The sequence below is a fragment of the Photobacterium sp. GB-36 genome (genome assembly GCF_003026135.1).
GTDB lineage: Bacteria > Pseudomonadota > Gammaproteobacteria > Enterobacterales > Vibrionaceae > Photobacterium.
Genome location: NZ_PYNY01000017.1, coordinates 1 through 24954, shown reverse-complemented (window position 1 = coordinate 24954; position 24954 = coordinate 1). Strand labels below are relative to the sequence as shown.

24 protein-coding genes and 1 riboswitch are annotated in these 24954 nt (G+C 42.3%); of the genes, 18 read left to right on the top strand and 6 right to left on the bottom strand.

Annotated elements, in window-relative coordinates:
* Positions 1–160: 160 nt before the first annotated feature.
* The 3 genes from pckA to hslR form a co-directional block, all read right to left on the bottom strand.
* Positions 161–1792 (bottom strand): phosphoenolpyruvate carboxykinase (ATP), encoded by a 1632-nt coding sequence (gene pckA, locus C9J46_RS14665; RefSeq protein ID WP_107287852.1) that lies wholly within the window; start codon positions 1790–1792, stop codon positions 161–163.
* A gap of 303 nt (positions 1793–2095) precedes the next feature.
* Positions 2096–2974 (bottom strand): Hsp33 family molecular chaperone HslO, encoded by an 879-nt coding sequence (gene hslO, locus C9J46_RS14660; protein ID WP_107207779.1) that lies wholly within the window; start codon positions 2972–2974, stop codon positions 2096–2098.
* Between the two features lie 167 nt (positions 2975–3141).
* Positions 3142–3552, bottom strand: coding sequence for a ribosome-associated heat shock protein Hsp15 (gene hslR, locus C9J46_RS14655; RefSeq protein WP_107207778.1), 411 nt, complete (start codon positions 3550–3552; stop codon positions 3142–3144).
* A gap of 281 nt (positions 3553–3833) precedes the next feature.
* Here hslR and gspC point away from each other — a divergent pair, with 281 nt between their 5' ends.
* The 14 genes from gspC to cysQ all read left to right on the top strand — a co-directional run bounded on the left by gspC (position 3834) and on the right by cysQ (position 16639).
* The gene (gene gspC / locus C9J46_RS14650; protein ID WP_107207777.1) at positions 3834–4721 is read left to right on the top strand and encodes a type II secretion system protein GspC; all 888 of its coding nucleotides are present in this window, start codon (positions 3834–3836) and stop codon (positions 4719–4721) included.
* Positions 4722–4780: 59 nt separating this feature from the next.
* Positions 4781–6793 (top strand): type II secretion system secretin GspD, encoded by a 2013-nt coding sequence (gene gspD / locus C9J46_RS14645; protein WP_199187123.1) that lies wholly within the window; start codon positions 4781–4783, stop codon positions 6791–6793.
* Complete coding sequence (gspE, locus tag C9J46_RS14640) at positions 6793–8295, top strand: type II secretion system ATPase GspE (protein ID WP_107207775.1); 1503 nt, start codon at positions 6793–6795, stop codon at positions 8293–8295. The genes gspD and gspE overlap by 1 nt, the downstream gene beginning before the upstream one ends.
* Positions 8295–9521 (top strand): type II secretion system inner membrane protein GspF, encoded by a 1227-nt coding sequence (gene gspF / locus C9J46_RS14635; protein WP_107207774.1) that lies wholly within the window; start codon positions 8295–8297, stop codon positions 9519–9521. The genes gspE and gspF overlap by 1 nt, the downstream gene beginning before the upstream one ends.
* Before the next feature lie 19 nt (positions 9522–9540).
* Positions 9541–9984 (top strand): type II secretion system major pseudopilin GspG, encoded by a 444-nt coding sequence (gene gspG / locus C9J46_RS14630; protein WP_005372551.1) that lies wholly within the window; start codon positions 9541–9543, stop codon positions 9982–9984.
* Positions 9985–9993: 9 nt separating this feature from the next.
* Complete coding sequence (gene gspH, locus C9J46_RS14625; protein WP_107247533.1) at positions 9994–10581, top strand: type II secretion system minor pseudopilin GspH; 588 nt, start codon at positions 9994–9996, stop codon at positions 10579–10581.
* Positions 10571–10930 (top strand): type II secretion system minor pseudopilin GspI, encoded by a 360-nt coding sequence (gene gspI / locus C9J46_RS14620; RefSeq protein ID WP_107207772.1) that lies wholly within the window; start codon positions 10571–10573, stop codon positions 10928–10930. The genes gspH and gspI overlap by 11 nt, the downstream gene beginning before the upstream one ends.
* A complete protein-coding gene (gene gspJ / locus C9J46_RS14615; protein ID WP_045084553.1) occupies positions 10917–11567 on the top strand; it encodes a type II secretion system minor pseudopilin GspJ in 651 nt (216 codons plus the stop codon). The genes gspI and gspJ overlap by 14 nt, the downstream gene beginning before the upstream one ends.
* The gene (gene gspK, locus C9J46_RS14610; RefSeq protein WP_107247532.1) at positions 11564–12577 is read left to right on the top strand and encodes a type II secretion system minor pseudopilin GspK; all 1014 of its coding nucleotides are present in this window, start codon (positions 11564–11566) and stop codon (positions 12575–12577) included. Before gspJ ends, gspK begins: the two co-directional genes overlap by 4 nt.
* Entirely contained in the window at positions 12546–13841 is a 1296-nt protein-coding gene (gene gspL / locus C9J46_RS14605; protein WP_233217770.1) for a type II secretion system protein GspL, read from the top strand. The genes gspK and gspL overlap by 32 nt, the downstream gene beginning before the upstream one ends.
* Entirely contained in the window at positions 13841–14323 is a 483-nt protein-coding gene (locus tag C9J46_RS14600; RefSeq protein WP_105061428.1) for a type II secretion system protein M, read from the top strand. Before gspL ends, C9J46_RS14600 begins: the two co-directional genes overlap by 1 nt.
* A gap of 2 nt (positions 14324–14325) precedes the next feature.
* Positions 14326–15084, top strand: coding sequence for a type II secretion system protein N (locus C9J46_RS14595; protein WP_107207769.1), 759 nt, complete (start codon positions 14326–14328; stop codon positions 15082–15084).
* A gap of 160 nt (positions 15085–15244) precedes the next feature.
* Complete coding sequence (nudE, locus tag C9J46_RS14590) at positions 15245–15802, top strand: ADP compounds hydrolase NudE (protein ID WP_107207768.1); 558 nt, start codon at positions 15245–15247, stop codon at positions 15800–15802.
* A 3-nt stretch (positions 15803–15805) separates the two neighbouring features.
* Complete coding sequence (gene cysQ / locus C9J46_RS14585) at positions 15806–16639, top strand: 3'(2'),5'-bisphosphate nucleotidase CysQ (RefSeq protein ID WP_107207767.1); 834 nt, start codon at positions 15806–15808, stop codon at positions 16637–16639.
* A 65-nt stretch (positions 16640–16704) separates the two neighbouring features.
* On the opposite strand, the gene sthA is transcribed toward cysQ, so the two are convergent.
* Positions 16705–18120: a Si-specific NAD(P)(+) transhydrogenase gene (sthA, locus tag C9J46_RS14580; RefSeq protein ID WP_107207766.1), complete on the bottom strand. Its 1416-nt coding sequence runs from the start codon at positions 18118–18120 to the stop codon at positions 16705–16707.
* Between the two features lie 305 nt (positions 18121–18425).
* On the opposite strand from sthA, the gene fabR reads away from it, so the two are divergent.
* Together fabR and C9J46_RS14570 are read left to right on the top strand one after the other, a co-directional pair.
* Complete coding sequence (gene fabR / locus C9J46_RS14575; protein ID WP_107207832.1) at positions 18426–19058, top strand: HTH-type transcriptional repressor FabR; 633 nt, start codon at positions 18426–18428, stop codon at positions 19056–19058.
* A 27-nt stretch (positions 19059–19085) separates the two neighbouring features.
* Complete coding sequence (locus C9J46_RS14570; RefSeq protein ID WP_107207765.1) at positions 19086–19466, top strand: YijD family membrane protein; 381 nt, start codon at positions 19086–19088, stop codon at positions 19464–19466.
* Positions 19467–19533: 67 nt separating this feature from the next.
* Here C9J46_RS14570 and trmA read toward each other — a convergent pair whose 3' ends face one another.
* Positions 19534–20640, bottom strand: a complete 1107-nt coding sequence (gene trmA, locus C9J46_RS14565; protein ID WP_107207764.1) for a tRNA (uridine(54)-C5)-methyltransferase TrmA — start codon at positions 20638–20640, stop codon at positions 19534–19536.
* A 148-nt stretch (positions 20641–20788) separates the two neighbouring features.
* Positions 20789–21030, top strand: a riboswitch (cobalamin riboswitch).
* Positions 21031–21061: 31 nt separating this feature from the next.
* Between trmA and btuB the strand changes: the two genes are divergently transcribed.
* Together btuB and murI are read left to right on the top strand one after the other, a co-directional pair.
* Positions 21062–22921: a TonB-dependent vitamin B12 receptor gene (gene btuB, locus C9J46_RS14560; RefSeq protein WP_107291112.1), complete on the top strand. Its 1860-nt coding sequence runs from the start codon at positions 21062–21064 to the stop codon at positions 22919–22921.
* 241 nt (positions 22922–23162) lie between these two features.
* Positions 23163–23975 carry a glutamate racemase gene (murI, locus tag C9J46_RS14555; RefSeq protein ID WP_107207762.1) on the top strand — a complete coding sequence of 271 codons (813 nt, stop codon included), beginning with the start codon at positions 23163–23165 and terminating at the stop codon, positions 23973–23975.
* Here murI and C9J46_RS14550 read toward each other — a convergent pair.
* The gene (locus C9J46_RS14550; protein ID WP_107207761.1) at positions 23938–24408 is read right to left on the bottom strand and encodes an RNA-binding protein; all 471 of its coding nucleotides are present in this window, start codon (positions 24406–24408) and stop codon (positions 23938–23940) included. The genes murI and C9J46_RS14550 overlap by 38 nt on opposite strands.
* Positions 24409–24954 lie beyond the last annotated feature (546 nt).

Below are 24954 nucleotides of genomic sequence, written 5' to 3'. Positions count from 1 at the left end.
AACACATTTTATTATCTATATGATGAGATTGGCGCAAATATTAGTACTTGGCAAGATATGTGAGTCGGATTTGAGGCACGCTATGGTTTTGAATTTATAGTAGATCAGTGATGTGAGAGATAAAAAAGCCCCTACCGATAGGGGCTGGGTTGTTTGACACTTAATCGAGCTGCGGGCCTGCTTTGACTAAAGACTCGCCTTCTGCGGTATCAGTATATTTATCGAAGTTTGCGATAAATCGACTGGCAAGATCTTTGGCTTTACTTTCCCATTGTAGTGGGTCGGTATAGGTATCACGAGGATCTAGAATTTCAGGGGCGACACCGGGTAATGCCGTTGGTACGGTTAAATTGAAAATAGGAATTTGCTTAGTTGGTGCGCTATCAATTGAGCCATCTAAAATTGCATCGATAATGCCACGAGTATCTTGGATCGAAATACGTTTACCTGTGCCATTCCAGCCTGTATTGACTAAGTAGGCTTCAGCTCCCGCTGCTTCCATACGTTTCACTAACACTTCTGCATATTTTGTTGGGTGGAGGGTTAAAAAAGCATTACCAAAACATGCAGAGAAAGTCGGTGTCGGCTCTGTAATACCACGTTCCGTTCCCGCGAGTTTTGCAGTAAAACCTGATAAGAAGTGATATTTAGTTTGCTCGGGGGTTAGCTTTGATACCGGAGGTAATACACCAAAAGCATCTGCCGATAAGAAAATAACCTTATTGGCATGGCCACCTTTTGAGATAGGTTTTACGATATTATTGATATGATAAATCGGGTAAGACACGCGAGTGTTTTCTGTTTTTGAATTATTATTAAAATCGATAGAACCATCATTACGTACGGTTACGTTCTCCAGTAACGCATCACGACGAATAGCATGGTAGATATCAGGTTCAGCTTCTTTTGAAAGGTTAATGGTTTTTGCATAACATCCACCTTCAAAGTTAAACACACCGTTGTCATCCCAACCATGCTCATCATCACCAATTAATGCCCGTTTAGGATCCGTTGATAAGGTTGTTTTACCTGTGCCAGATAAGCCAAAAAAGATAGCGGTATCACCATTTTCCCCTATATTGGCAGAGCAATGCATAGAGGCAATGCCTTTGAGAGGTAAAAAGTAGTTCATCATCGCGAACATCCCTTTTTTCATCTCACCGCCATACCATGTACCGCCAATAAGTTGCATTTTTTCAGAGAGGTTAAATACCGTGAAGTTCTCTGAGTTCATGCCGTGCTCTTGCCATTTAGGATTAGTACACTTCGAGCCATTCATGATCACAAAGTCGGGCTCAAATGTTGCTAACTCTGCTTCTGTTGGGCGAATAAACATGTTTTTAACGAAGTGTGCTTGCCAAGCGACTTCAGTGATCACTCGAATACATATACGTGTATCAGGGTTAGCGCCACAATAGCCATCTACCACAAAAAGACGTTTGTTAGAGAGTTGCGCTGTTACGAGAGATTTAAGATCATGCCATGCTTGTTGGCTAAGTGGTTTATTATCGTTTTTGCCTTGATCTGACCACCACAAGGTATCTTGGGTGGTGTCGTCTTTGACAATAAATTTATCTTGTGGTGAACGACCAGTAAATATCCCTGTATCAACAGCAATTGCACCGAGCTCGGTGACAATGCCTTTTTCAAACCCTTTTAACTCTGTTTTCGTCTCTTCTGCGAACAGTATTTCGTAAGAAGGATTACGAATCACATCTGTAACATTGAGTATTCCGTATTGGGACAAATCCATGTTCGTTGCAACCTTATTATCGACACACATTGTGCTCATTGGCGCTCCTTGGGTAAGATGTTGTTTAACTATTAACCATAACGGGCTAAATCAGGGATATACATCATAAATAACCCTAGCTTTTGCAAAGGCTAACGGGCGTGTGAATTAGATGTTTTTATTTAGTTTACAGGGCGGTTAAAGCAGAAATCTAGGGGGTTGAATTATTATTTCTGGTGAAAAAAGAAGCGCTTTTTAGTGATTCACTTTCAAGTTTTAGCTGGAATGTTGTTTTGCAATATGAGAAAGCCGGCATATATGCCGGCTTTGTAATTATATTTCAGGCTTAATACGAAGCGAGAATTAATGAACCTTGCTATCGTCAGCATTGCCTGCATTTTCACGAAGTGCTGCAATATCAATGCTATCGAAGTCATAGTCGGTACCACAGTAATCACAATGCAGTGATACTTTTCCATCTTCCGCTAAGATTTTTTCAATCTCGTCAGGGTGAAGGCTAATAACTGCTGAACCACTACGATCACGAGAGCAGCTACATTCAAAGCTGACGGCTTGTGGTTCGAATACTTTTACTTCTTCTTGGTGGTATAAACGGTACAGTAGATCTTGTGCATCTAAGCTAAATAGTTCGTCATCTTTTACCGTATCAGTAATTGTTTCTAAGTGCTCAAAATCGCTTTCACCGCCCTGACCATCGGGCATTACTTGTAATAGCATACCCGCAGCTTTAGGTTGGCCTTCAAACTCACCGGTACGTAGCCAGATACGTGTTTTTAGCTGTTCAGAGTTTTTAAAGTAAGTCTCTAAACATTCCGCCATGGTTTCACCTTCAAGACCAACGACACCTTGGTAACGCTCACCTTTGGTAGGAAGGATTGTGATCACCATGTAGCCTTTGCCCATTAGATCATGGATAGTGCTACCGTCTTTAATGTCACCTTCCCAACGAGCCACACCACGTAGCTTTTGGTTCTGATCGCCATTAATCACAGCGAGGCTAACAGGACCATCACCTTGTAATTGTACGGTGATTGAGCCTTCAAATTTTAGCGTTGCTGTTAATAGACTGGTTGCGACTAACAATTCACCAAGTAGTGTTTTGATTGGTGCTGGGTACTCAGTGGTTGAAAGAATTTGTTGGTAAGTATCACCTAACTGTACTAACTCACCACGTACTGAAACGCCATCAAATAGGTAACGGTTTAAAAAATCTTGTGTCATTTTCTCTTTCTCTCCAGCTGTGGTGCCAACCCTGCATCATATTTGGTAGTGCATCTAAGTGCGTTATACCCAGTATTTCAATGAACTCATGTGGCTCAGCATTTGGCTTACTTGATATAAAGTACTCTGCTATTACCAACGATGAATTGATTAAGGCTGGCAACCTTTTATTCTGATGTATTGATGTTTTTGAATCTCATGATGTCACGACGCTGTTTTTTATCTGGTCGTTTGATCGGACTCGGACTATCAAAAGCATTGAGTTTGCGCATTTGTGCATGGCGTTCCCGTAATTCAATACTTTGTGCTGTTTCTTGATATAGCAATTGTGCTTCCGGTGCACCACGGCGGGTATCAGAGATTTTTTCGATGGTAACGGTCTTTTCATCGTTACCTTGGCGCAATTTTACTTCTGCGCCAACTTCAACCATCTTACTTGGTTTTGAGCGTTGTCCGTTATATTGCACTTTGCCGCCATCTATCATCGTGCGAGCAACAGAACGTGTTTTATAAAAACGTGCAGCCCATAACCATTTATCAAGACGAACCTGTTTTAGTTCGGATGTCGCTTGACCCATAACGGTTCCTTTATTCAAAGGGGCGATAAAATATCATATTGTTTTAATAGCGTCAGCTATCACCTATTTCTAATAAATGGTGATGTTAATCGGGGTTTTCAATCATCAAGCAAGAATTTATTACAAATTATCGTTAGTCTTTTGAGTAATTTGCTTCTTTTTTACAATAATGAATAGCATTCAATGTGTTAAAAAGAGATCATAAAAGTTGATTACAATACCCCTTGTTTATATAGGGAGCGATAATATACCTCCCGATATTCATTGAATGGATTTCCACTATGCAAGTATCTACATGGCTGCCCATGATAATCACAAAGCGCCCGCTATCTCAGCGTACACTTACACGACTACTAACGTGGCTACTAGTGGTTATTTTAGCGTGGATTTCTGGTCGTATGGTGTGGATGTTATTAGCGCCGCCAGCGACAGTGGCACCTTGGCAAGCGAAGTCAGTAAAAGTGGCTACATCAGGATCTGATATTAATGTCGGTAACTTATTGTCCATGAATCTATTTGGGCAATATAACGCGCAGCCAAAGCCGGTTGAAGCCACGGTTAAAAAAGACGCGCCACAAACGCGATTGAATTTAAAGTTAGTTGGGGTTGTCGCGAGCAGTGATCCTCAATCCGCCTTTGCCGTGATCACAAACAACGGTAAGCAGAATACTTATGGTGTCAATGAAGTTGTTGATGGTACCCGTGTGACATTAAAAGCGGTGTATAACGATCGCGTTATTATTAGCAATAGTGGTCGTGATGAAACCGTGATGCTTGAGGGATTAAAATTCTCTAAATCAGCCCAGCCAGCTACGCAAAAATCAACCTCGAATAACGCGACTAAACCGAATGTCGACAGCTCGAAATTAGCTGAGATCAAAAAGAAAATTTTAGCTCAACCTCAATCTCTATTTAGTTATATCCGCTTATCTCAAGTGAAGAAGGATGGCGAAGTACAGGGATATCGAGTGAATCCGGGTAAAGACCGAATTTTATTTGATTCTGTTGGCCTGAAAGCGAATGATTTAGCGGTGGCGATTAACGGAAATAGCCTGACCGATCCAAGTGTGATGGCAAAGCTCTGGGCTGAGCTTTCTTCAGCGACTGATTTTACTTTGACGGTTGAACGCGGCGGTCAAGTTCATGATATTCACATTGAACTGCAATAATAGCAGTGCATTGCGTGACAAAAAAGACGAAAACGCAGGAGTTTTTTGTGAAAAAATTAATGGGTAAAAGTGCCCTATGGCTAGCAAGTAGCTTGCTTTGTAGTTCGGCAATGGCTGATGAGCTAAGTGCTAATTTCAAAGGGACAGATATTCAAGAGTTCATCAATATTGTTGGACGTTCATTACATAAGACGATCATTATTGATCCTGCGGTTCGTGGTCAGGTAAATGTGCGCAGTTATGATCTTCTTAATGATGAGCAGTATTACCGTTTCTTCCTTAACGTATTGGAAGTCTATGGTTTTGCTGTTGTGGAAATGGAAGATGGCGTACTAAAAGTTATTCGTGATAAAGATGCCAAAACCTCTGCTATCCCAGTTGTGGGCGCGAATGACAGTAATGTGCCTGGTGATGCTGTGGTTACGCGTGTGATTGCAGTAAAAAACGTGTCAGTGCGAGAGCTCTCCCCATTATTACGCCAACTTAACGATAATGCGGGTGCAGGTAACGTTGTTCACTACGATCCTGCCAATATCATTATGATCACTGGTCGTGCTGCGGTGGTTAACCGCTTAGCGGATATTATTGAGCGTGTCGATCGTGCTGGTAATAAAGACGTGACCGTCGTGTCGCTGAATAATGCTTCAGCACCTGAGATGGTGCGTATCGTTGAGGCGTTAAATAAAAGTGCTGATGCGAAATCAACCCCAGGATTTTTGATCCCGAAAGCGGTAGCAGATGAGCGTACCAACTCAGTATTAATTTCAGGCGATCCTAAAGTTCGGGAACGTTTAAAAGCCTTGATTCATAAGCTTGACAAAGAAATGGCAGCAAGCGGCAACAGTCGCGTTATTTACTTAAAATACGCCAAAGCCGCTGATATGGTTGATGTGCTAAAAGGCGTGTCTGAAAATATCCAAGCGGCAAATAAGAGTAATACGCCACAAGTGAGTCAATCGAGTAAAGATGAAGTCATGATTTCTGCGCATGACGCGACTAACTCTCTGATTATCTCTGCGCCAAGTGATGTGATGAATAAACTTGAGTCGATTATCTCTCAATTAGATATTCGTCGTGCCCAAGTCCATATCGAAGCCATGATTGTTGAAGTACAAGAAGGTGATGGTGTCGATTTCGGTGTGCAGTGGGGCTCACAAGACGGCGGTGTTATCCAGTTTGGTAACAGTGGAGCACCAATTGGTGGTTTGCTATCTGCGCAAGAAGCAGCGAAAGACAAAACGACAACACAAAAACGTTACGATCCTGATACCGGTGCGGAATTACCCCCTATCGTGACGACAGAAAGTGGTGATTTAGCACCAATGGCTGCTTTCCTTGGTGGTGTGAAAGGGGCTGCTGCTGCAATTGCATTGGGTGATTGGACTGCGTTAGTGACAGCCGTTCAAGCAAACCGAAATGTGAATGTATTATCGACACCGAATATCACGGTATTGGATAACCAAGAAGCGAATTTATCGGTTGGTCAGGAAGTCCCTGTGACGACTGGTTCACAAACCGGCTCTAATAACGATAATCCGTTTACTACGGTTGAGCGTAAGGATGTCGGTATTCGACTTAAAGTCACCCCGCAGATCAACGAAGGGGACTCAGTTCAAATGAAGATTGAACAGGTTGTCTCGCAAGTGGCTGATGCTAATGGTGCCGTTGATATTCGTTTTGATAAGCGAGAGCTAACCACATCGGTATTGGTTAAAGACGGTAACATGATCGCTTTAGGTGGCTTAATGCAAGAGAAGACCCTTGAATCTGAGCAAAGAGTACCGATTTTAGGTGATATTCCTGTGCTTGGTGCGTTATTCCGCTCTACCAATAACCAAACTGAAAAAACCAACCTAATGGTTTTCATTCGCCCAACTATTTTACGTGATGGGATGAGTGCTGACGGTTTGACTCAGCGTAAGTACAACTATATTCGTGCGCAGCAGTTATACAAAGCAGAGCAAGGTATGCGCTTGATGGACGCAGATATGCCGGTATTACCAAAATACGGTGAAGACATGGATTTACCAGCTGAAGTGCGTGCCTTTGTTTCTCAGTTGGAGCAACACTAATGGCTGATGGGTTTTTAGAAACAGAATCAATGGTAACGTTTCGATTACCTTTCTCTTTTGCCAAACGCCATCATGTGGTGGTAGAGGCTGGTGAGCAAGGATGGCAACTCTATTTCAGTGGACAACTGTCTGCTGCAGTACTTGCTGAAGTGCGTCGAGTGCTAGGTTGCTGTTTTACGCCCATCGCATTAAATGACAGTGAGTTTGAGCAAAAGTTAACACAAGCATACCAACGTGATTCATCAGAAGCGCGCCAGTTAATGCAAGATTTGGGCTCTGATAGCGATGATTTCTTTGCGCTTGCTGAAGACTTACCTGAAACAGAAGATTTGCTGGAATCGGAAGATGATGCACCTATTATCAAATTGATCAATGCCATGTTGGCCGAAGCGATCAAAGAAGGGGCATCTGATATCCACATCGAAACCTTTGAAAAAGTACTGTCAATCCGTTTTCGTATTGATGGCATGTTACGTGAAGTCTTACAGCCAAGTCGTAAATTGGCACCGCTGCTTGTTTCACGTATTAAGGTTATGGCAAAGCTTGATATTGCAGAAAAACGTATTCCTCAAGATGGTCGTATTTCACTGCGAATTGGTGGTCGTGCGGTTGATGTACGTGTATCAACCATGCCTTCTTCTCATGGTGAGCGAGTCGTATTGCGTTTATTAGATAAAAACGCGACACGCCTTGATTTGCATAGCTTAGGTATGACACCGGAAAACCATCAAGCGTTTAGAAAAATTATCGAGCGTCCACACGGTATTATCTTGGTCACAGGTCCGACAGGTTCGGGTAAGTCCACGACGTTGTATGCGGGTTTGCAAGAGCTAAACAGTGCTGAGCGCAATATCTTAACCGTCGAAGATCCGATTGAATTTGATATTGATGGCATTGGACAAACTCAAGTTAACAGCAAAGTTGATATGACGTTTGCGCGAGGTTTGCGTGCCATTCTTCGTCAAGATCCCGATGTGGTGATGATCGGTGAGATCCGTGATTTAGAAACTGCAGCTATTGCTGTTCAAGCATCACTGACAGGCCATATGGTGTTATCTACCCTCCACACTAATACTGCGGTCGGGGCGATCACCCGTTTACGTGATATGGGTATTGAACCTTTCTTAGTGTCATCGTCATTGCTTGGGGTGTTAGCCCAGCGATTAGTGCGTACGCTATGTCAAGATTGTCGTCAGCCTTATGAAGCCGATAGCCAGCAGAAAAAGCTATTTAATTTAGCTGAATCTGAACCACTGACATTATATCGCCCATCTGGTTGTGAGCACTGTAACCAAAAAGGTTATCGTGGTCGTACGGGTATTCATGAACTATTGCTGGTGGATGAACAAGTACAAGAGTTGATCCATGGCGAGGCGGGTGAGCAAGCGATTGAGAAATACGTGCGTCAATATACACCGAGTATTCGCGATGATGGTTTAGCGAAAGCACGTCAAGGGATCACCACACTTGAAGAAGTGATGCGTGTGACGAAGGAGGGCTAATGGCGGCATTTGAATATAAAGCCTTAGATGCCAAAGGCCGACAGAAAAAAGGGGTGATTGAGGGGGATACTGCCCGTCAAGTACGCCAACAATTACGTGAAAAAGGCATGGTGCCGATAGAGGTTACTCAAACCTCAGGTCAAAGTCGCAGTAAAACCCCGACGCGTAAACAGTTCAGCTTTAAACGTGGGATCAGTACCAATGAACTTGCCCTGATCACCCGTCAGTTAGCAACACTGGTACAAGCCTCAATGCCATTAGAAGAATGTATCAAGGCGGTTGCTGAGCAAAACGAAAAGCCACGTCTAAAAAACATTTTATTGGCGGTGCGTTCTCGGGTAGTAGAAGGATATACCTTAGCTGACAGTATGGCGGAATATCCTCATATTTTTGACCAACTCTTTCGCGCCATGGTGGCGGCGGGAGAAAAATCGGGCCACCTTGATACGATTTTAAATCGTTTGGCAGACTACACCGAAAACCGTCAACAAATGCGCAGTAAATTACAGCAAGCGATGATCTATCCCATCATGTTAACGCTTGTCGCTGTGTCTGTGGTGGCATTTTTGCTAGCAACGGTTGTGCCTAAAATTGTCGATCAATTTGTACAAATGGGGCAACAATTACCCACCATTACCGAAGTGTTATTGGCAGCAAGTAATTTTGTTCAGCATTGGGGATTAGTGGTCGTTGTGGTGATTGTATCAATCATTGCTTTGATCAAGACAGCCCTCAAGCAGCCTAAGTATCGGATGAAGTGGGATCGCGGCATCTTACATGTACCAGTGATTGGTAAAGTCGCACGAGGGTTAAATACCTCACGTTTTGCGCGAACATTATCGATTTGTACATCCAGTGCGATTCCATTACTGGATGGGATGAAGGTCGCTTCTGATGTTATGACCAATACGTATGTGAATAAGAAAATTTTATCTGCCGCAGATAATGTACGTGAGGGGGGAAGTCTACGAGTATCCCTTGAGCAAACCAAATTGTTCCCACCGATGATGCTACACATGATCGCGAGTGGTGAACGAAGTGGCGAGTTAGAGCAAATGCTAACCCGTGCAGCAGATAACCAAGATCGTGATTTTGAATCACTTGTTAATATGGCACTAGGGGTCTTTGAGCCATTATTAATTGTCGCTATGGCTGGGGTGGTAATGTTTATTGTTATCGCAACCTTAATGCCAATTATTGAACTGAACAACATGGTTGGGATGTAGTTTTTCTTCGGAGGTTTTAATGCAACAAAAACAACGTGGTTTTACCCTATTAGAAGTAATGGTGGTAATTGTTATTTTGGGCGTATTGGCGAGTTTAGTCGTTCCCAATCTATTAGGTAACAAAGAAAAAGCTGACCAACAAAAAGTTGTGACAGATATTAGTGCGCTTGAACAGTCTTTAGAAATGTACAAGTTAGATAACAGCGTATATCCAACAACCGATCAAGGTTTAGAGGCATTGGTGACAAAGCCGTCTTCTTCTCCTGAGCCGCGTAATTACCGTGATGGTGGTTATATTAAGCGTCTACCTAAAGATCCTTGGGGTTATGAGTACCATTATGTGGCACCAGGTGAACATGGCGCGATTGATATCTTTAGCTTAGGCGCAGATGGTCAAGAAGGTGGTGATGGTGTGAATACCGACATCGGTAACTGGAATATGTTGGATTACAACAAGAAGTAATAAGTCTTTATGATGAAGCGTAGTGTAGGTTTTACTCTCATTGAAATGATGTTGGTGCTGGTGTTACTCGCAACCAGCGCAGTTGCGGTGATCTCAACTTTACCGGATAACAAACGAGATGAAGTAAAAGAGCAAGCAGTACGTTTTCATCACCTCGCCCAACTATTGGGTGAGGATGCAATGCTTAATGGTGTGGACTACGGCATTCGTGTTGAGCCACACCAATATAATTTTTTGCAATTAACTCAAGATGGCTGGCAACCGCTAGAAGGTGCAAAATTTTATACCGATGTGAAGTTGGACAACGCGATTACAACTCAGGTTGAGATTGGCGGAGCGTGGAAAGATAAAGACCGACTTTTTAAATCAGATTCACTGTTTAAAGATGAAGACTTATTTACAAAGTCAGACGAAGAAAAGAAAAAGATCAAACCTCAAATTGTGGTTATGGCGAGTGGTGAATACACACCGTTTACTTTACGTTTTGAAGTCGACGGTGAAAATCAATTTTGGCGAGTCAGCGCCGATGAAGTGGGTAATTTAGTCTTGCTTAAGCCAGGTGAAACCTTAGAACAGGCAACAAAACGTGAGAAGTAAACAAGGTTTTACCTTATTAGAAGTGTTAGTTGCCTTAGCCATTTTCGCTGTTGCTGCGCTGGGTATTATGAAAGCGGTTAGCCAACACTTAAATACGCTGGGCTATTTAGAAGAAAAAACCTTTGCTGCGATGGTGGCTGATAATGAACTCGCGCAATTACATTTAAGCGGTCAGTATCCAACTTCAAGTAAGACAGGTAAGTCGACATTAGCCGATCGTGAATGGTATTGGACGGTAAAAAGTGTCAAAACGCAGCAGAGCTTATTACGCCAAATTGAGATTTCGGTAGCAAGCGATCCACAGCGTGAACATTCGGTAATAACGGTAAAGACTTATGTCGTCAATTAATCATTCCCGCCAGCGCGGTTTTACGTTACTGGAAGTACTTGTTGCAATAGCTGTTTTTGCCATGCTGAGTTTATCCGCTTATCAAGTCATGAATAACGTGATGCGTAGTGATGCGCAATCAAAAGATCATAACCAAAGATTAAAAGAAATACAGCGTGCCACGATTATGATGGATAACGATTTTCGTCAAATTGTTGCCCGTAAAAGCAGGCTTAATGGCGAAGAGCCTAACGATAAAGTGTTACAAGCTGGTGAGTACCTTTTGGATTCGAGTAGCGATGGGATCATGTTCGTGCGAACAGGCTGGCAAAATCCCCAAGCCATGTTTCCACGCGGTGATGTTACCCGCGTTGGCTATCGTGTGGTTGACGATCAATTAGAGCGTGTTTGGTTTCGCTACCCAGATAATGTTATTGGTGAAAAGCCACTGGTTAAGGTGTTATTAGATGGTGTGACTAAATTGCAGTTTTCCTTTTTCACCGATAAAAAATGGCAAGATAAATGGGATACCGCAGATAAGTTACCAGAAGGTATTAAAGTGACGATGACACTGAAAGATTTTGGTGAAATTGAGCGTATTTATCTCGTACCTACATCAGCATTATCTGCTTCTGCTGATTCGGAACAATCACAATGATGAAAAAACAGCGCGGTGTCGCGTTAATTGTGGTGCTCTTGCTCGTCGCGTTAATGAGCTTGATCGCTGTGCAAATGACGGGACGTTTACAACATAATTTTCATCGTGTTGAGAATCAAATTCAGCATCAGCAGGCGTATTGGTACAGTTTAGGGGTTGAAGCGTTAGCTGAAAAAGGTCTCGCTTTAACGTTTAAAGACAGCAAGATCATCGACTTAACTCAGCCATGGGCGATAGAAGATCAAACCTATCCGATTGATGGTGCGGTAGTCACCGGTAGCATGTTTGATAAGCAAGCTTGCTTTAACATTAATGCGCTTGGTGCTGTAAAACCTGTCGCTGATGGCAGTAAGCAGCCATTTTTGGTGACTTACTTTCAAAACATCATGATCGACAGTGGTGTTGATGATTATTCTGCAGAACAAATCGCAGATTCTAGCTGGGAATTTATTGATAAGAATACCACGGTGCAATCAAGCTACGGTGGTGAAGACAGCACGTATGAAGCATTTCAACCACCTTACTTACCCCCTAATGGTTGGTTAGCGGATCGCAGTGAATTACGTGCGATTAACGGGGTGACGGCTGATATTTATGAGAAAGTAAAAGGCTTGGTGTGTGCATTGCCAACCGATGACTTTAAACTCAATGTAAATACGATCACTCAAAGACAGGCTGTATTACTGTCAGCTTTATTTTCGCCAGAGCTTTCATTGGACGCTGCAAAAAAAATTATTAAAGATCGCGATGCCCGTCGTAAAGGGTGGGATAGCGTTGATGATTTCATGAAAGAGCTACCACAAGGCGATCAAGCTGATAAACAAGAACAACAGAAAAAGTACTTAACGGTCAGCAGTAACTATTTTTCATTAGATGCTGAAATACAAATAGATAACGCCAGATTACGAGCGGTAACGCTATTTAAACGAGATGATAATAACAAGGTGACGGTAGTACGTCGCCAGTATGGAGGAATCCGTGAGCGAATTTCTGACGATAAGACTGAGTAGTCGGCCTGAGGTGCCGGTGCAATGGCTTGTCTGGTCGCCACAGCAGAACGAAGTGATTGCATCAGGTCAGTTAGCTGATATCACGCAATTAGATCAGCTAGTGGAATATGCGGGTACTCGGCCGGTATATGGTTTAGTGCCTACCAGTGAGATGCTATTAACACAAGTTACTATTCCTGCAGGCAGTAGCCGCCAATTGACCGCTGTTTTACCTTATCTCTTAGAAGAAGAATTGGCGCAGGATGTTGAAAGTTTACATGTTCAGTTGCTGCATCGGGAAGATGATGTTGCAACGGTAGCGCTTATTGAGCATCAAAAGATGCTGCAATGGTTATCAGCATTTAAAGAATGTGGTTTAGAGCTAAAAAAAGTTATTCCAGACTGTTTGTGTTTGCCGTTGTTTGATGATGGTTATAGTGCTGCTGAAATTGAAGGGCAATGGTTGATCCGTCAATCAGAGTTTATGGGGATTTGTGCGGAAACGAGTTGGTTAGATGCATGGTTCAGTGCCCAAAAAGCGCCAATTATGTTAGCTGCAAGTGATGATAACGAGGGCAACGACGAAGAGGCAGATCAAGCTGCCATTGAATCTGCGGTGGCGGATGTTGAATCGAATCCAAGCCAAGTTGTCATACACCACTATACATCAGCACCTCAAGGTGTCAGTGGGCGTTGGCAAGCACATGCACCGGAGCTCGTGATGCAACTGTTAGCGTTAGGGGCTGCGGGAAGTAAAGTTAATTTACTATCAGGGGCTTATAAACCACAAGCTGCTTGGCGTAAGCATTTAAAACCATGGCGTAAAGTCGCGATTGCCGCAAGTTTAGTACTTGTAGCTGTAGTCGGAGAACACGTGATGGCGTTACAACAGCTAGAGCATCAAGCCAAAGCGTACCGTGCTGAAAGTGAGCGGATCTTCCGTCAGGTTTTACCTCAGTTTAAACGTATTCCGTCACAGAGTTATTTGAAAAATCAAATGAACGCAGCATTGAAAAGCTTAGGTGGGCAGGGAGCGGATAACGGTATTTTAATGTGGTTAAGTGAGTTAAAGCCGGCATTATCAAAAGCACCGAGCGTGAAAATTGTTAATCTAAAATACGATCAAAAGCGGGGCGAACTGCGTTTACAAGCAACGGCTTCTGACTTCCAAGATTTTGAGAAGTTACGCAGTGTGTTGACGAAAGACTTTACCGTTGAGCAAGGTCAATTAAGCAAAGAAGATGGCTTAGTCAGTGGTGCCGTCGTGCTAAGGAGAAAAGCATAATGGCAGAAATTAAAGCATGGTGGAAAGCATTAAGCCAGCGAGAGCAGTATCTTGTTATGGGTGCTGGCGGTGCTTTATTGCTAGCTATCTTATACTGGGGACTATGGCAACCATTAAATCAACGCACTGAATTAGCACAAACACGTATTCAAAGTGAACGTCAGCTATTGTCATGGGTTGAAGGTAAAGCAAATAAGATCACGGCGTTTAAGCGTGCTGGTGGTACGGTAAATGTCAGTGACAAAGGACTTAACCAAGTGGTAAATGAAACGACGGAACGTTTTAAGATTGAATTGATCCGTATGCAACCACGTAATGATGCGATTCAAGTATGGGTGAAGCCTGTACCGTTCAATGCATTACTTAATTGGCTCTCTTACCTGCAAGATAACTTTGGGATTGAAACGCAATTTATTGATATCTCGAAAACTGATCAAAATGGCATGGTTGAAGTAAACCGATTACAGTTAGGACGAGGTTAAAGGTGAAATTTAAACTCGCTATCGGCGCAACATTTGGGGTGGTATTTATTGCCAGCACTATTGTCCATTTACCGGCTAATTGGGCATGGCAACAAGCACCAAAAGTTAATGGTTTATCATTAAGTGGTATTCAAGGAACTCTATGGCAAGGCTCTGCTAAGACCGTTGTGTGGCAAAATCAAAGTTTAGGTCAAATTCAATGGGACATGAAACTGGGTAGTCTATTTACAGGTAAACTCGCGTTTGATGTCCGATTTGGCCGTGGCAGTGATATGCAACTACAAGGTAGTGGTATTGTCGGTTATAGCACCTCGGGACCGTTTGCTGAAAAGCTCTTAGTCTCTGTACCAGCAGCGAATGCCATGCAGTATGCCAAGTTACCTGTGCCGTTGACATTAACAGGTAATATTGAACTTACGGTACGTGATTATCTGTATGCTGCGCCGTATTGTAAAACCTTGAATGCAACCTTGGCTTGGGCACAAGGTAAGGCGTCAACACCCATGGGAAATATTAATCTAGGCCCTGTTTTTGCCGATTTAAGTTGTCAAGAAGGTGCTATTTTAGCAAAAGCCTCACAGTCGTCTGATGATGTTAGTAGTGATTGGCAAGCAAACTTAGCTAAAAATAATAGTTACAGCTTATCAGGATGGTTTAAACCGGGGGCTACATTCCCTGAGCAATTGTCTCAACAATTAAAATGGTTAGGCGATCCTGATTCAAAAGGGCAATATAAAATTAATTACTCAGGGCGTTTGTAATTATCTAATCGTCGCGATGTGAGTGGTTATTAATCACAAACTGAATAGTAAGAGGCAGTCTAAGTAGACTGCCTCTTTATTTATCTGCGCGATTAGCTTTTAATGAAGCATAGGCACAAACAAAATTTTTCTTCGCGATAACATGACATAGGGCTTTAAGATGGCGATCAGTAAAGATAAACCTCAAATCTTATCTGCAGAGGTTGTTGCTCAATCACGACTGTTTAAAATTGAATCATTGGATTTGCGTTTTTCTAACGGTGTTGAGCGTACCTATGAACGTATGAAGCCAAGTGGTCGCAATGCGGTGCTGATTGTCCCTGTGACGGAGCAAGGCGATTTATTGTTGATCCGCGAATATTCAGCAGGTACTGAACGTTATGAATTAGGCTTTCCTAAAGGTTTAATTGATGAGGGGGAAACACCTACTGAAGCGGCCAATCGTGAATTAAAAGAAGAAATTGGTTTTGGTGCCCATCAACTACAACCATTAAAAGAAGTGATATTAGCCCCGTCTTATTTTTCCAGTCGCATGACATTGTTTTTAGCGCAAGATCTGTATCCTGAGAAACTTGAAGGTGATGAGCCTGAGCCGTTAGACATTATTCGTTGGCCATTAGCACAAGCAGAAGAGCTTCTGACGCATGTTGATTTTGCCGAAGCGCGGAGTATTACCGCATTGTTTTTAGCATTGAAGCAATTAGCACGAAAGGAGTAACCAATGGCCTATTCGCATTTACTGCCTGATGTGGTTGAGATCGCTCGAGCATCAGGTCAATTGATTTTAGATATTTATCAACGTGGTCAGTTTGAGAAACAGATCAAAGATGATAATACGCCAGTGACAAGTGCTGATCTTGCGGCTCATAAGTTAGTGATGGAGCGATTGACCCAATTAACGCCTGATATCCCCGTGTTATCTGAAGAAGATGCTAGCGTACCATTAACAGAGCGGAGCCAGTGGAAACGTTATTGGTTAGTTGATCCATTAGATGGTACGCAAGAATTTATCGCTGGTAGCGGTGATTTTGCGACAATCATTGCGTTAGTTGAAGATAACCGTCCGATCATGGGAGTGGTTTATGCGCCCGTATCTGGGGTGTCATATTATGCCTATGCAGGGAAAGGCGCGCATAAGATTACCGCTGAAGGTGAAAGTGTCAAAATTGCAACTCATCATCATGAAGAGAATACGAAGTCTATTGTTGTGGCCATTAGCCGTCGCCAAGAAATCAGTTCTATCACATCGCGATTAGATCCAAGCTACAACTATGAACTCGTCCCATTAGGATCTGCAGCATTAAAATCATGTTTGGTGGCAGAAGGTGCGGTAGATTGTTATTTACGCTTGGGACCGACAGGTGAGTGGGATACCGCAGCAACCCAGTGTATTGTAGAAGAGGCGGGCGGTCGTATTCTTAATACCCATTTGACACCGCTGTCTTATAACGAGCGTAATACATTAGAGAATCCAAATTTTATTACCTTAGGTGATGAAGGCTTGCCTTGGGCTGATATCTTAGAGCCGGATGATCGGATGATGAATGTCGATTAGGATGCAGGATAAAAACGGAGCAGATAAGCTCCGTTTTTTATTGGCTAATAGTTTTGGCTATAGGGTTAGAATAAACGGTTTAGGCCATTGAGTGCTGCCACTCGATAGGCTTCTGCCATTGTCGGGTAGTTAAAGGTGGTATTGACGAAATAATCTATCGTATTACCTTCACCTTTTTGTTCCATGATCGCCTGTCCGATGTGAATAATTTCTGCAGCGCGCTCACCAAAACAATGAATACCTAAGATCTCTTTGGTTTCTCGATGGAATAAAATCTTTAAGCTTCCCACTTCTGTGCCAGCAATTTGCGCACGAGCAAGATGCTTAAATTGGGAACGTCCCACTTCATATGGCACTTTCTCTGCGGTTAGTTGCTGCTCTGTCTTACCTACCGAGCTGATCTCAGGAATGGTGTAAATACCCGTTGGAATATGATCAATTAGCTGACCTTGAGCTTGTCCTTTACTGATCGCTTGTGCTGCAAATCGACCTTGGTCATAGGCTGCACTAGCAAGGCTTGGATAACCAATTACATCCCCCACCGCATAAACATGATCGACTTCGGTTTGATAACTGCGGTTAACCTTGAGCTGTCCACGAGAGTCAGGGGTTAAGCCAACATGTTCGAGCGCGAGTTTATCGGTATTACCAGTACGGCCATTGGCATATAAAATACAATCTGCACGCATTTTCTTGCCAGATTGTAGATGTAGGATCACCCCGTCATCAGTCCCTTCAATCTCTTCAAATATCTCATCATTACGTATCATCACCCCGTTGTTCCAGAGGTGATAAGACAGGGAGTCTGATATTTCATTATCAAGAAATTCCAGTAAGCGTTGACGGGTGTTAATTAAGTCAACTTTAACGCCAAGGCCCCGGAAAATAGACGCGTATTCACAACCAATCACACCTGCGCCGTAAATAATAATATGGCGAGGATCGTGCTCTAAACGTAAAATTGAATCACTGTCATACACGCGGGGGTGATCAAAATCGACACCGTCAGGATGGTAAGGACGAGAGCCTGTTGCAATAATAAATTTATCAGCACTGTAGCGCTCAAGGCTGCCATCATTGCTTTTTACTTCAACATTGTGACTGGCAATAAAGCGTGCCTCACCATGAATAATTTGGCATTGGTTACGGTCATAAAACCCCTGGCGCATCCGTGTTTGCTTATTTACAACGACTTCAGCATGACCGAGGATTTGGCTAAAGGTGCTGTGAAGTGTTGAGTTGTTTTTGCAATAAAGCGGGTTTTGATTAAATTCAATAATACGACTAACAGCATGACGCAGAGCCTTCGATGGAATCGTTCCCCAGTGCGTACAGCCCCCACCAACACTGTCTTCGCGTTCAATAATCGCAACGTTGAAACCGGCTTTAGTTAATCCCATAGCAGCACCTTCACCGCCAGGGCCACTACCAATAATAATCACATCAAAATGACTGTTATTACTGCACTGCGTATCCGTCATCACATTATTCCTATCTGTATTGGTAACATTTTTGCATCGTAAGTGTAACGATTTGTAATCAATAGGAGAATCAATAGATGGTCAGAGCTGGCGAGGGATCACGCTCTATCGCTGAGTTGGAAGAATAAATGCGAATAATTACCCTAAACGGTGAGGTGGTAGATTGTGAAGTGTGTGAATAAATGATGTTAATCTGGCTTTGCGTGAAGGCGGTTGAGCCAGTAGTATAGGACTATTCTTACGCGATGGTTTATCTTCATTTAGTTGCGTATTATGGTCAGAAAACTATAGAGAAGCAGATGTCCATGGGGATCAGGGCTCAACAGAAAGAAAAAACCCGTCGCTCGCTTATCGATGCTGCGTTTAGCCAGTTAAGTGCAGACAGAAGTTTTTCTAATTTAAGTTTACGAGAAGTTGCTCGTGAAGCTGGGATTGCCCCAACATCGTTTTATCGTCATTTTAAAGATATGGACGAATTAGGTTTAACTATGGTGGATGAAGGTGGATTGATCCTTCGTCAGCTAATGCGGCAAGCTCGTCAACGTATTGCGACCGAAGGGAGTGTGATCCGCACCTCGGTTGAGACGTTTATGGAGTTTATCGAAAGTAGTCCTAATGTCTTTCGTCTACTATTACGTGAACGTTCAGGCACATCAACAGCATTTCGTGCTGCTGTTGTCCGTGAAATACAACACTTTGTTGCTGAACTAAGTGAGTATCTTGAGGCCAAAACTGGGGTGGCGCACGAAGAAGCGTATACCCAAGCAGAGGCGTCTGTTACTTTAGTCTTTAGTTCAGGAGCGGAAGCGTTAGATCTGGATAGCCATGCTCGTGCTGAGCATGCAGAAAGATTGATTATGCAATTAAGAATGATTGCAAAGGGTGCTTATTGGTACCGAAAAGAGCGTGAGCGTCGAGAGCTCAGGCAAAAACTATAACCTTATTTCGATTTTGTGGTGAAGGATATGGACAAGCAACAAGTTAAAGCAGAACGTAAAACTCTAGTTCTATCATTACTAGCGGGTGTATGCGGTAACGCAACATTAGCAGTACTAACGTCAAGCAGCGTGGCATTCTCTATTTTCCCTGTGCTTGCATTTGTATTGGCGGTGTACTGCCTGTACCAAGAATACCTACGTAAGCCAATGACAGAAGGTACGCCTGCGATTGCAACGGCATGCTTTTTTGTCGGCGCATTTGGTTACTCTGCATGTCTTCGTGCAGCAATTCCAGAAATGGGCTCGAACTTCTTACCATTAATGATTGCACTAGCGCTGCTATTCTGGGTGAGCTACAAAATGGGTATAATGAATAAAAAAGCCAAGCCAGAAGTTGAATCGAAATAATTTCATTAAGATCAAGAATAAAAAAGGCGCCTTCAGCGCCTTTTTTATTACGGGCTACTTGGTAATATTATTTACGTTCAAGTAATACACCAGCTTCCATATGATGGGTATATGGGAATTGATCAAATAAGGCAAAACGTGTGATTTTGTGTGTTTCACACAGGATGTCTAAATTCTCTTTGAGTGTTTCAGGGTTACAAGAGATATACATGATACGCTCATAACCTTGCACCATACGGCAGGTTCCCTCATCCATCCCCGATCGTGGAGGATCGACAAAGATCGTATTGCAGTTGTAGCTTTGAAGATCCACATTTTGATCTTTTAAGCGGCGGAACTCACGCTTACCTTCCATTGCATCAGTAAAATCTTCTGCAGACATGCGAATGATTTGTACGTTATTAATGTTATTAACCGCAATGTTGTATTGCGCAGAATCTACAGATGGTTTTGCTAATTCTGTTGCTAATACGCGTTCGAAGTTTTGTGCTAGTGCCAGTGAAAAGTTACCGTTACCACAGTAAAGTTCAAGCAAATCACCCTCGCTGTCTTGAGTGCAGTCAACAGCCCATTCAAGCATCTTTTGTGCAACTTCACCATTCGGTTGGGTAAAGCTGTTTTCAACTTGCTTGTAGGTTAGGGTGCGATCGTGCACTTTTAATTGTTCGATAACATAGTCTTGATCCAGTACGATTTTCATCTTACGAGCACGGCCGATAAGATTTAGCTTAAAACCTTCATCATTTAGGCGCTGTTTTAGCTGCTTAGCTTCTGCTGTCCACTCATCATCAAGTTGGCGGTGGTAAAGCATAGAAACAAGGATTTCCCCACTAAGGGTTGATAAGAAATCGACTTGGAATAATTTATGACGTAGCGCTTTAATGGGTTTGATCGCATCAACCAGCATCGGCATCAAATCATTGATCAGACGGCTTGCCGCAGGAAATTGATCAACGCGGTATTTTTCACGTGTTTCTTGGTTAAACATGATATAGAAAAGATCTTCACCCTCATGCCAAACACGGAATTCTGCACGCATGCGGTAATGCTCTGCAGGAGAGGCAAACACCTCGAGTTCAGGGGTATCAAAATCAGCACAAATGTTTTGAATACGCTCTGCCTTTTCATCCAACTGTTGCTGATAATCAGCGGTGTTAAGGATGGTGGATGTCATAGTGTATGCCTCGACTGCTCAAAATAAGAGCGCAGATTTTATTGCATTGCACAGTGATGTCCAGTGTTACGCCGAGAAAAAGTCTTTTATTGCGTAATTTATTTATAACTAATAGCAAACAAAACTAGACATAAAAGCGATACATCACTAGCATCTGCACTGCGCTGGTTAACCATGGGATGGTACGGGAATACGGTGAAAATCCGTAACTGACGCGCAGCGGTAATAGAGAACGAACGCACACGGATGTATTCCAAACACTGTTTTAACAATATGATTAATCAATAGATATGGAATGATGTATTGTTGAGATGGGAAGTTGATGCCTAGGCGACCTTCTTCAGGTCATGCTCTTAAGTCCGAATACCAACCAGCGGTAAAGCACTTTTGCTTTGTTATATACGCGACTTAGGATCCTCAAATGAAAAAAACACTTTTAGCGCTGGCGGTCACGTCGGTGTATTTCCCTTCTTTTTCTATAATAGCAGCAGAAGATAACACCCAAACCGATGATGTGATGGTCGTCACTGCCAACCGTTTTGAACAACCTGTGACTTCAGTACTTGCGCCATTTAATGTCGTGACCCGCCAAGATATCGATAAGATACAAGCCAAAACACTCACAGAAGTGATTAGTTTATTACCGGGTGTGCAGGTGACGCAAAATGGTGGGCGCGGCCAGCTAGCCAGTATTATGGTACGTGGTACTAATTCCGATCAGGTACTCGTTCTCGTTGATGGTATTCGTATGGCACGAGCAGCAAAAGGTGCGGTTGATTTTAACCAAGTTCCTTTGACTCAAGTTGAGCGCATTGAATTTACTCGCGGCGCTCGTGCTGCAATCTATGGTTCAGAAGCGATTGGTGGTGTAATCAATATCATTACATTGGCTGATGTTGATTCACCATCAAAAACGAAGCTGAATGTAGGTATTGGTAGTCATAACTATCAAGAGGCGAGTGCATCAGGCGCGTATAAAGTTGGTGAAAATGGTTTGCTGCAACTTGCTGTAGGTTATGAAGATGATAAAGGCTATAACGTTAAGCCACAGCCTGGTTTAAATGATGGTGATAAACATGGCTTTGCTAGTCGTAATGCCATGATTGCTTATCATCAACGTTTTAGCGATACCTTAAAAGGGTTTGTCTCTACACGTTGGTATAAAAATCAGTACCAGTATGACAGCTCATTCGTTGATTTCTTTTCTGGTGAACCAGTACATCAATATATGCAGTCAGAGCCTGAGTTATTTGACTATAGCGCAGGATTGGATTTAGATTTAGGGCGTTACCAATCTAAGTTAATTGCAGATTACCAACATCAAACGAATTACGATTACAATAAAGTGGCGACCACGACGCCTGTTGTTGCCAGTCAGGATGAGAAATTCACTCAACGCAATCTACAGTGGAATAACCATTTTACCGTTAACGACAATCTACAATTAGTCGGTGGTGTTGATTGGCGTAAAGAGTCATGGCAAGACAAGCTATCTTCAGATGCCTTTAGCAGAAACAATACGGGTATTTATGGTATTGGTTTAGTGAATGTTAATGATTTTTCATTAGAGTCTAGCTTACGTTTAGACGATAACCAGCAGTATGGTTCTCAGTTTACTTATAACGTGGCTGGTGGTTGGTATATCACTGATGAAGTGCAACTACGTACATCTTACGGCAGTGCATTCAAAGCGCCGAATTTATTCCAACTATATTCACCATTTTACGGCACTGAAACACTAAACCCTGAGAAATCAAAAAATGCGGAAGTGGCTATTGAAGCTAACTACAACGTGATTGATTTAGCTGTTACAGGTTATCGCATGCAGATTGATAACCTTATTGGTTTTAATAACACGTCTTGGAAGTATTATAACGAATCAGGAAAAAGCAAAATCAAAGGTATTGAAGTTGAAGCAGACTTTGATACGGGCTTTTTATCTCACCAGCTTAACTTTGACTTTAAAGATCCCCGTAATAGCCAAGGGCAGCGTTTAGATCGCCGCGAGAAATTCTCGTTTAAGTGGGTAGGTACAGCAAGTGTTGGTGATCTCGATAGCGCACTAACGTATCAATACCATGGCAAACGTCCAGATCAATATGGTCCAACGGGTGAGTTACCGGCTTATGATACTTGGGATCTGGCATTAACATATTGGCTACAGCCAAAACTTGCCTTAAAAGGGCGAGTAGCGAACCTTCTAAATGAAGATTATGAGACTGCTGGTGGTTATCAAATGCCTGGCCGTACTTATTACACCAGTATTAACTACCAATTCTAATCGAAAACGCAAGATTAAGGCCGCTAATACAGCGGCCTTTTTAATAAAGCTTGTACATAACGGGAAGATTCAGTACTAACCTTTGTGGTTGATGATCAGTTTTTCCAACGATCTCTAGATATTACATGGAAAAAATAGAGAGAACTGAACGATTTTATTATCAGCGGTATCAGTTAGCTAACTGGGCTGTTTGCGAGAACTGAAGATCGCAGTATCATAAGGTGAGTAATGTTTATTAGGTATGGTACGAGTGAAAAAGATTGTTATTTTTGATTCTGGTGTAGGTGGTTTATCTGTTTATAAAGAAATCTACGATCTTTTACCGCAAGTGCAATATATCTATGCCTTCGATAACGCCGCCTTCCCGTATGGTGAGTTACCCGATAATATACTTATTGAGCGTACCAATCATATTGTCTCGACATTAGTTGAGCAATATCAAGCAGACTTAGTTGTTATTGCGTGTAATACCGCAAGTACAATTGTATTACCGACCCTGCGCCAAAATCTTAACATTCCTATTGTAGGCGTTGTTCCAGCGATTAAACCTGCTGCGAAGTTAAGTAATACCAAAGTCATTGGCTTATTAGCAACGCCTGCAACGGTTAAGCGTGAATATACGCATCAGTTAATTAACCAATTTGCTAGTGATTGCGAAGTTAAAATGATTGGTTCAACCCGATTAGTAGAAATGGCTGAGCAAAAGCTACGTGGTGAATCTATTTCTCTTCATGAACTCAGTGAGATTTTAGCGCCATGGCAACAGCAAGTAGATAGCATTATTTTAGGTTGTACACATTTCCCATTAATTAAAGAAGAAATAAAAGCCGTTCTTAATAATGAAGTGAATGTTGTGGATTCCGGTAAAGCGATAGCGCTACGCGTATCGTCCTTGTTAGGATTATCTGCACAAGAAAAACAACCCCATAATAAAATAAATAACCTTACATATAGCAGCGCCGCTACACAAAGTGTAGCGGCGCTGAATAAAAGTTTACGTCAAATAGAGCTGGGTACTATTCAGTCTCTACAATATCCGTATCTGCGTTTTTAGGCTCATTAGCTTCACGTACTTTTAACGTACGTTGACCGTATTCTTTATTGTTTAATTGCTCGATAGCACTATCTGCATCTAAGCTACTCATTACAACAAAGCCAAAGCCTCTGCGCTTGCCTGTACGTTTATCCTTCATTAGGCGTACAGCAAAAACATCGCCATGCTCAGCGAATAGATTTTTAACATCAGTCTCATTAGCGCGATAAGGAAGGTTACCAACATAAAGGGTTTTGCTGCTTTGAGAGGTTTCAGTATTATCGACAGGGGCCACTTCTTTAGGTTTTTGCATGAAGTAAAGTGCAGCACCGACAGCAATTGCACCTAAAGCAAAGCTAACAGAAGAATGAAGAGTAGGAATAAGGCTAAGAATTAATGCACCGATAATAGCGATAGCTAGAGCGGTTATTATGGTTGGATTATTTGATTTCATATTTAATTAAACTACATCGTCAAAATGGAAGGAAGAATGCGTAATGTTTCTTTTAACATCGAACTCACAATGATATTACTTTCATTGAGTTGTAATTACTAGCGAGTGAACCATCAGTTCATCAAATGTTGTAATTACAAGCGTATCAACCACAGTAGATGAAATAACGAGCAAATACATTATTTTTTTCAAAAAAGACTTGTCAGAGTGATCGAAGTCTCTATAATGCCGCTCCATCGAAAGGGAACACGAACAAACAAATGATCGAGTTCAAACTTTTTGAATTATTAATATCGAATAACGATTAAATCTTTGGTTTTGCCAAGGGTAGTTAATAAGAAAGTTTAAAGTTAGAATTTCTTCTTGACTACAGTTAAGGGCTGAGTAAAATACGCATCCCTGACCAATATTAAGTATTGAGTCAACGTTCTTTAACAATTTGACCATGCAATCTGTGTGGGCACTCGTTGAAAAGTTAAGTCGAAAGATTTATCAATGATACTAGTGACCAATACAAATAACTTCGGTTATTTGGCACAGTCAATT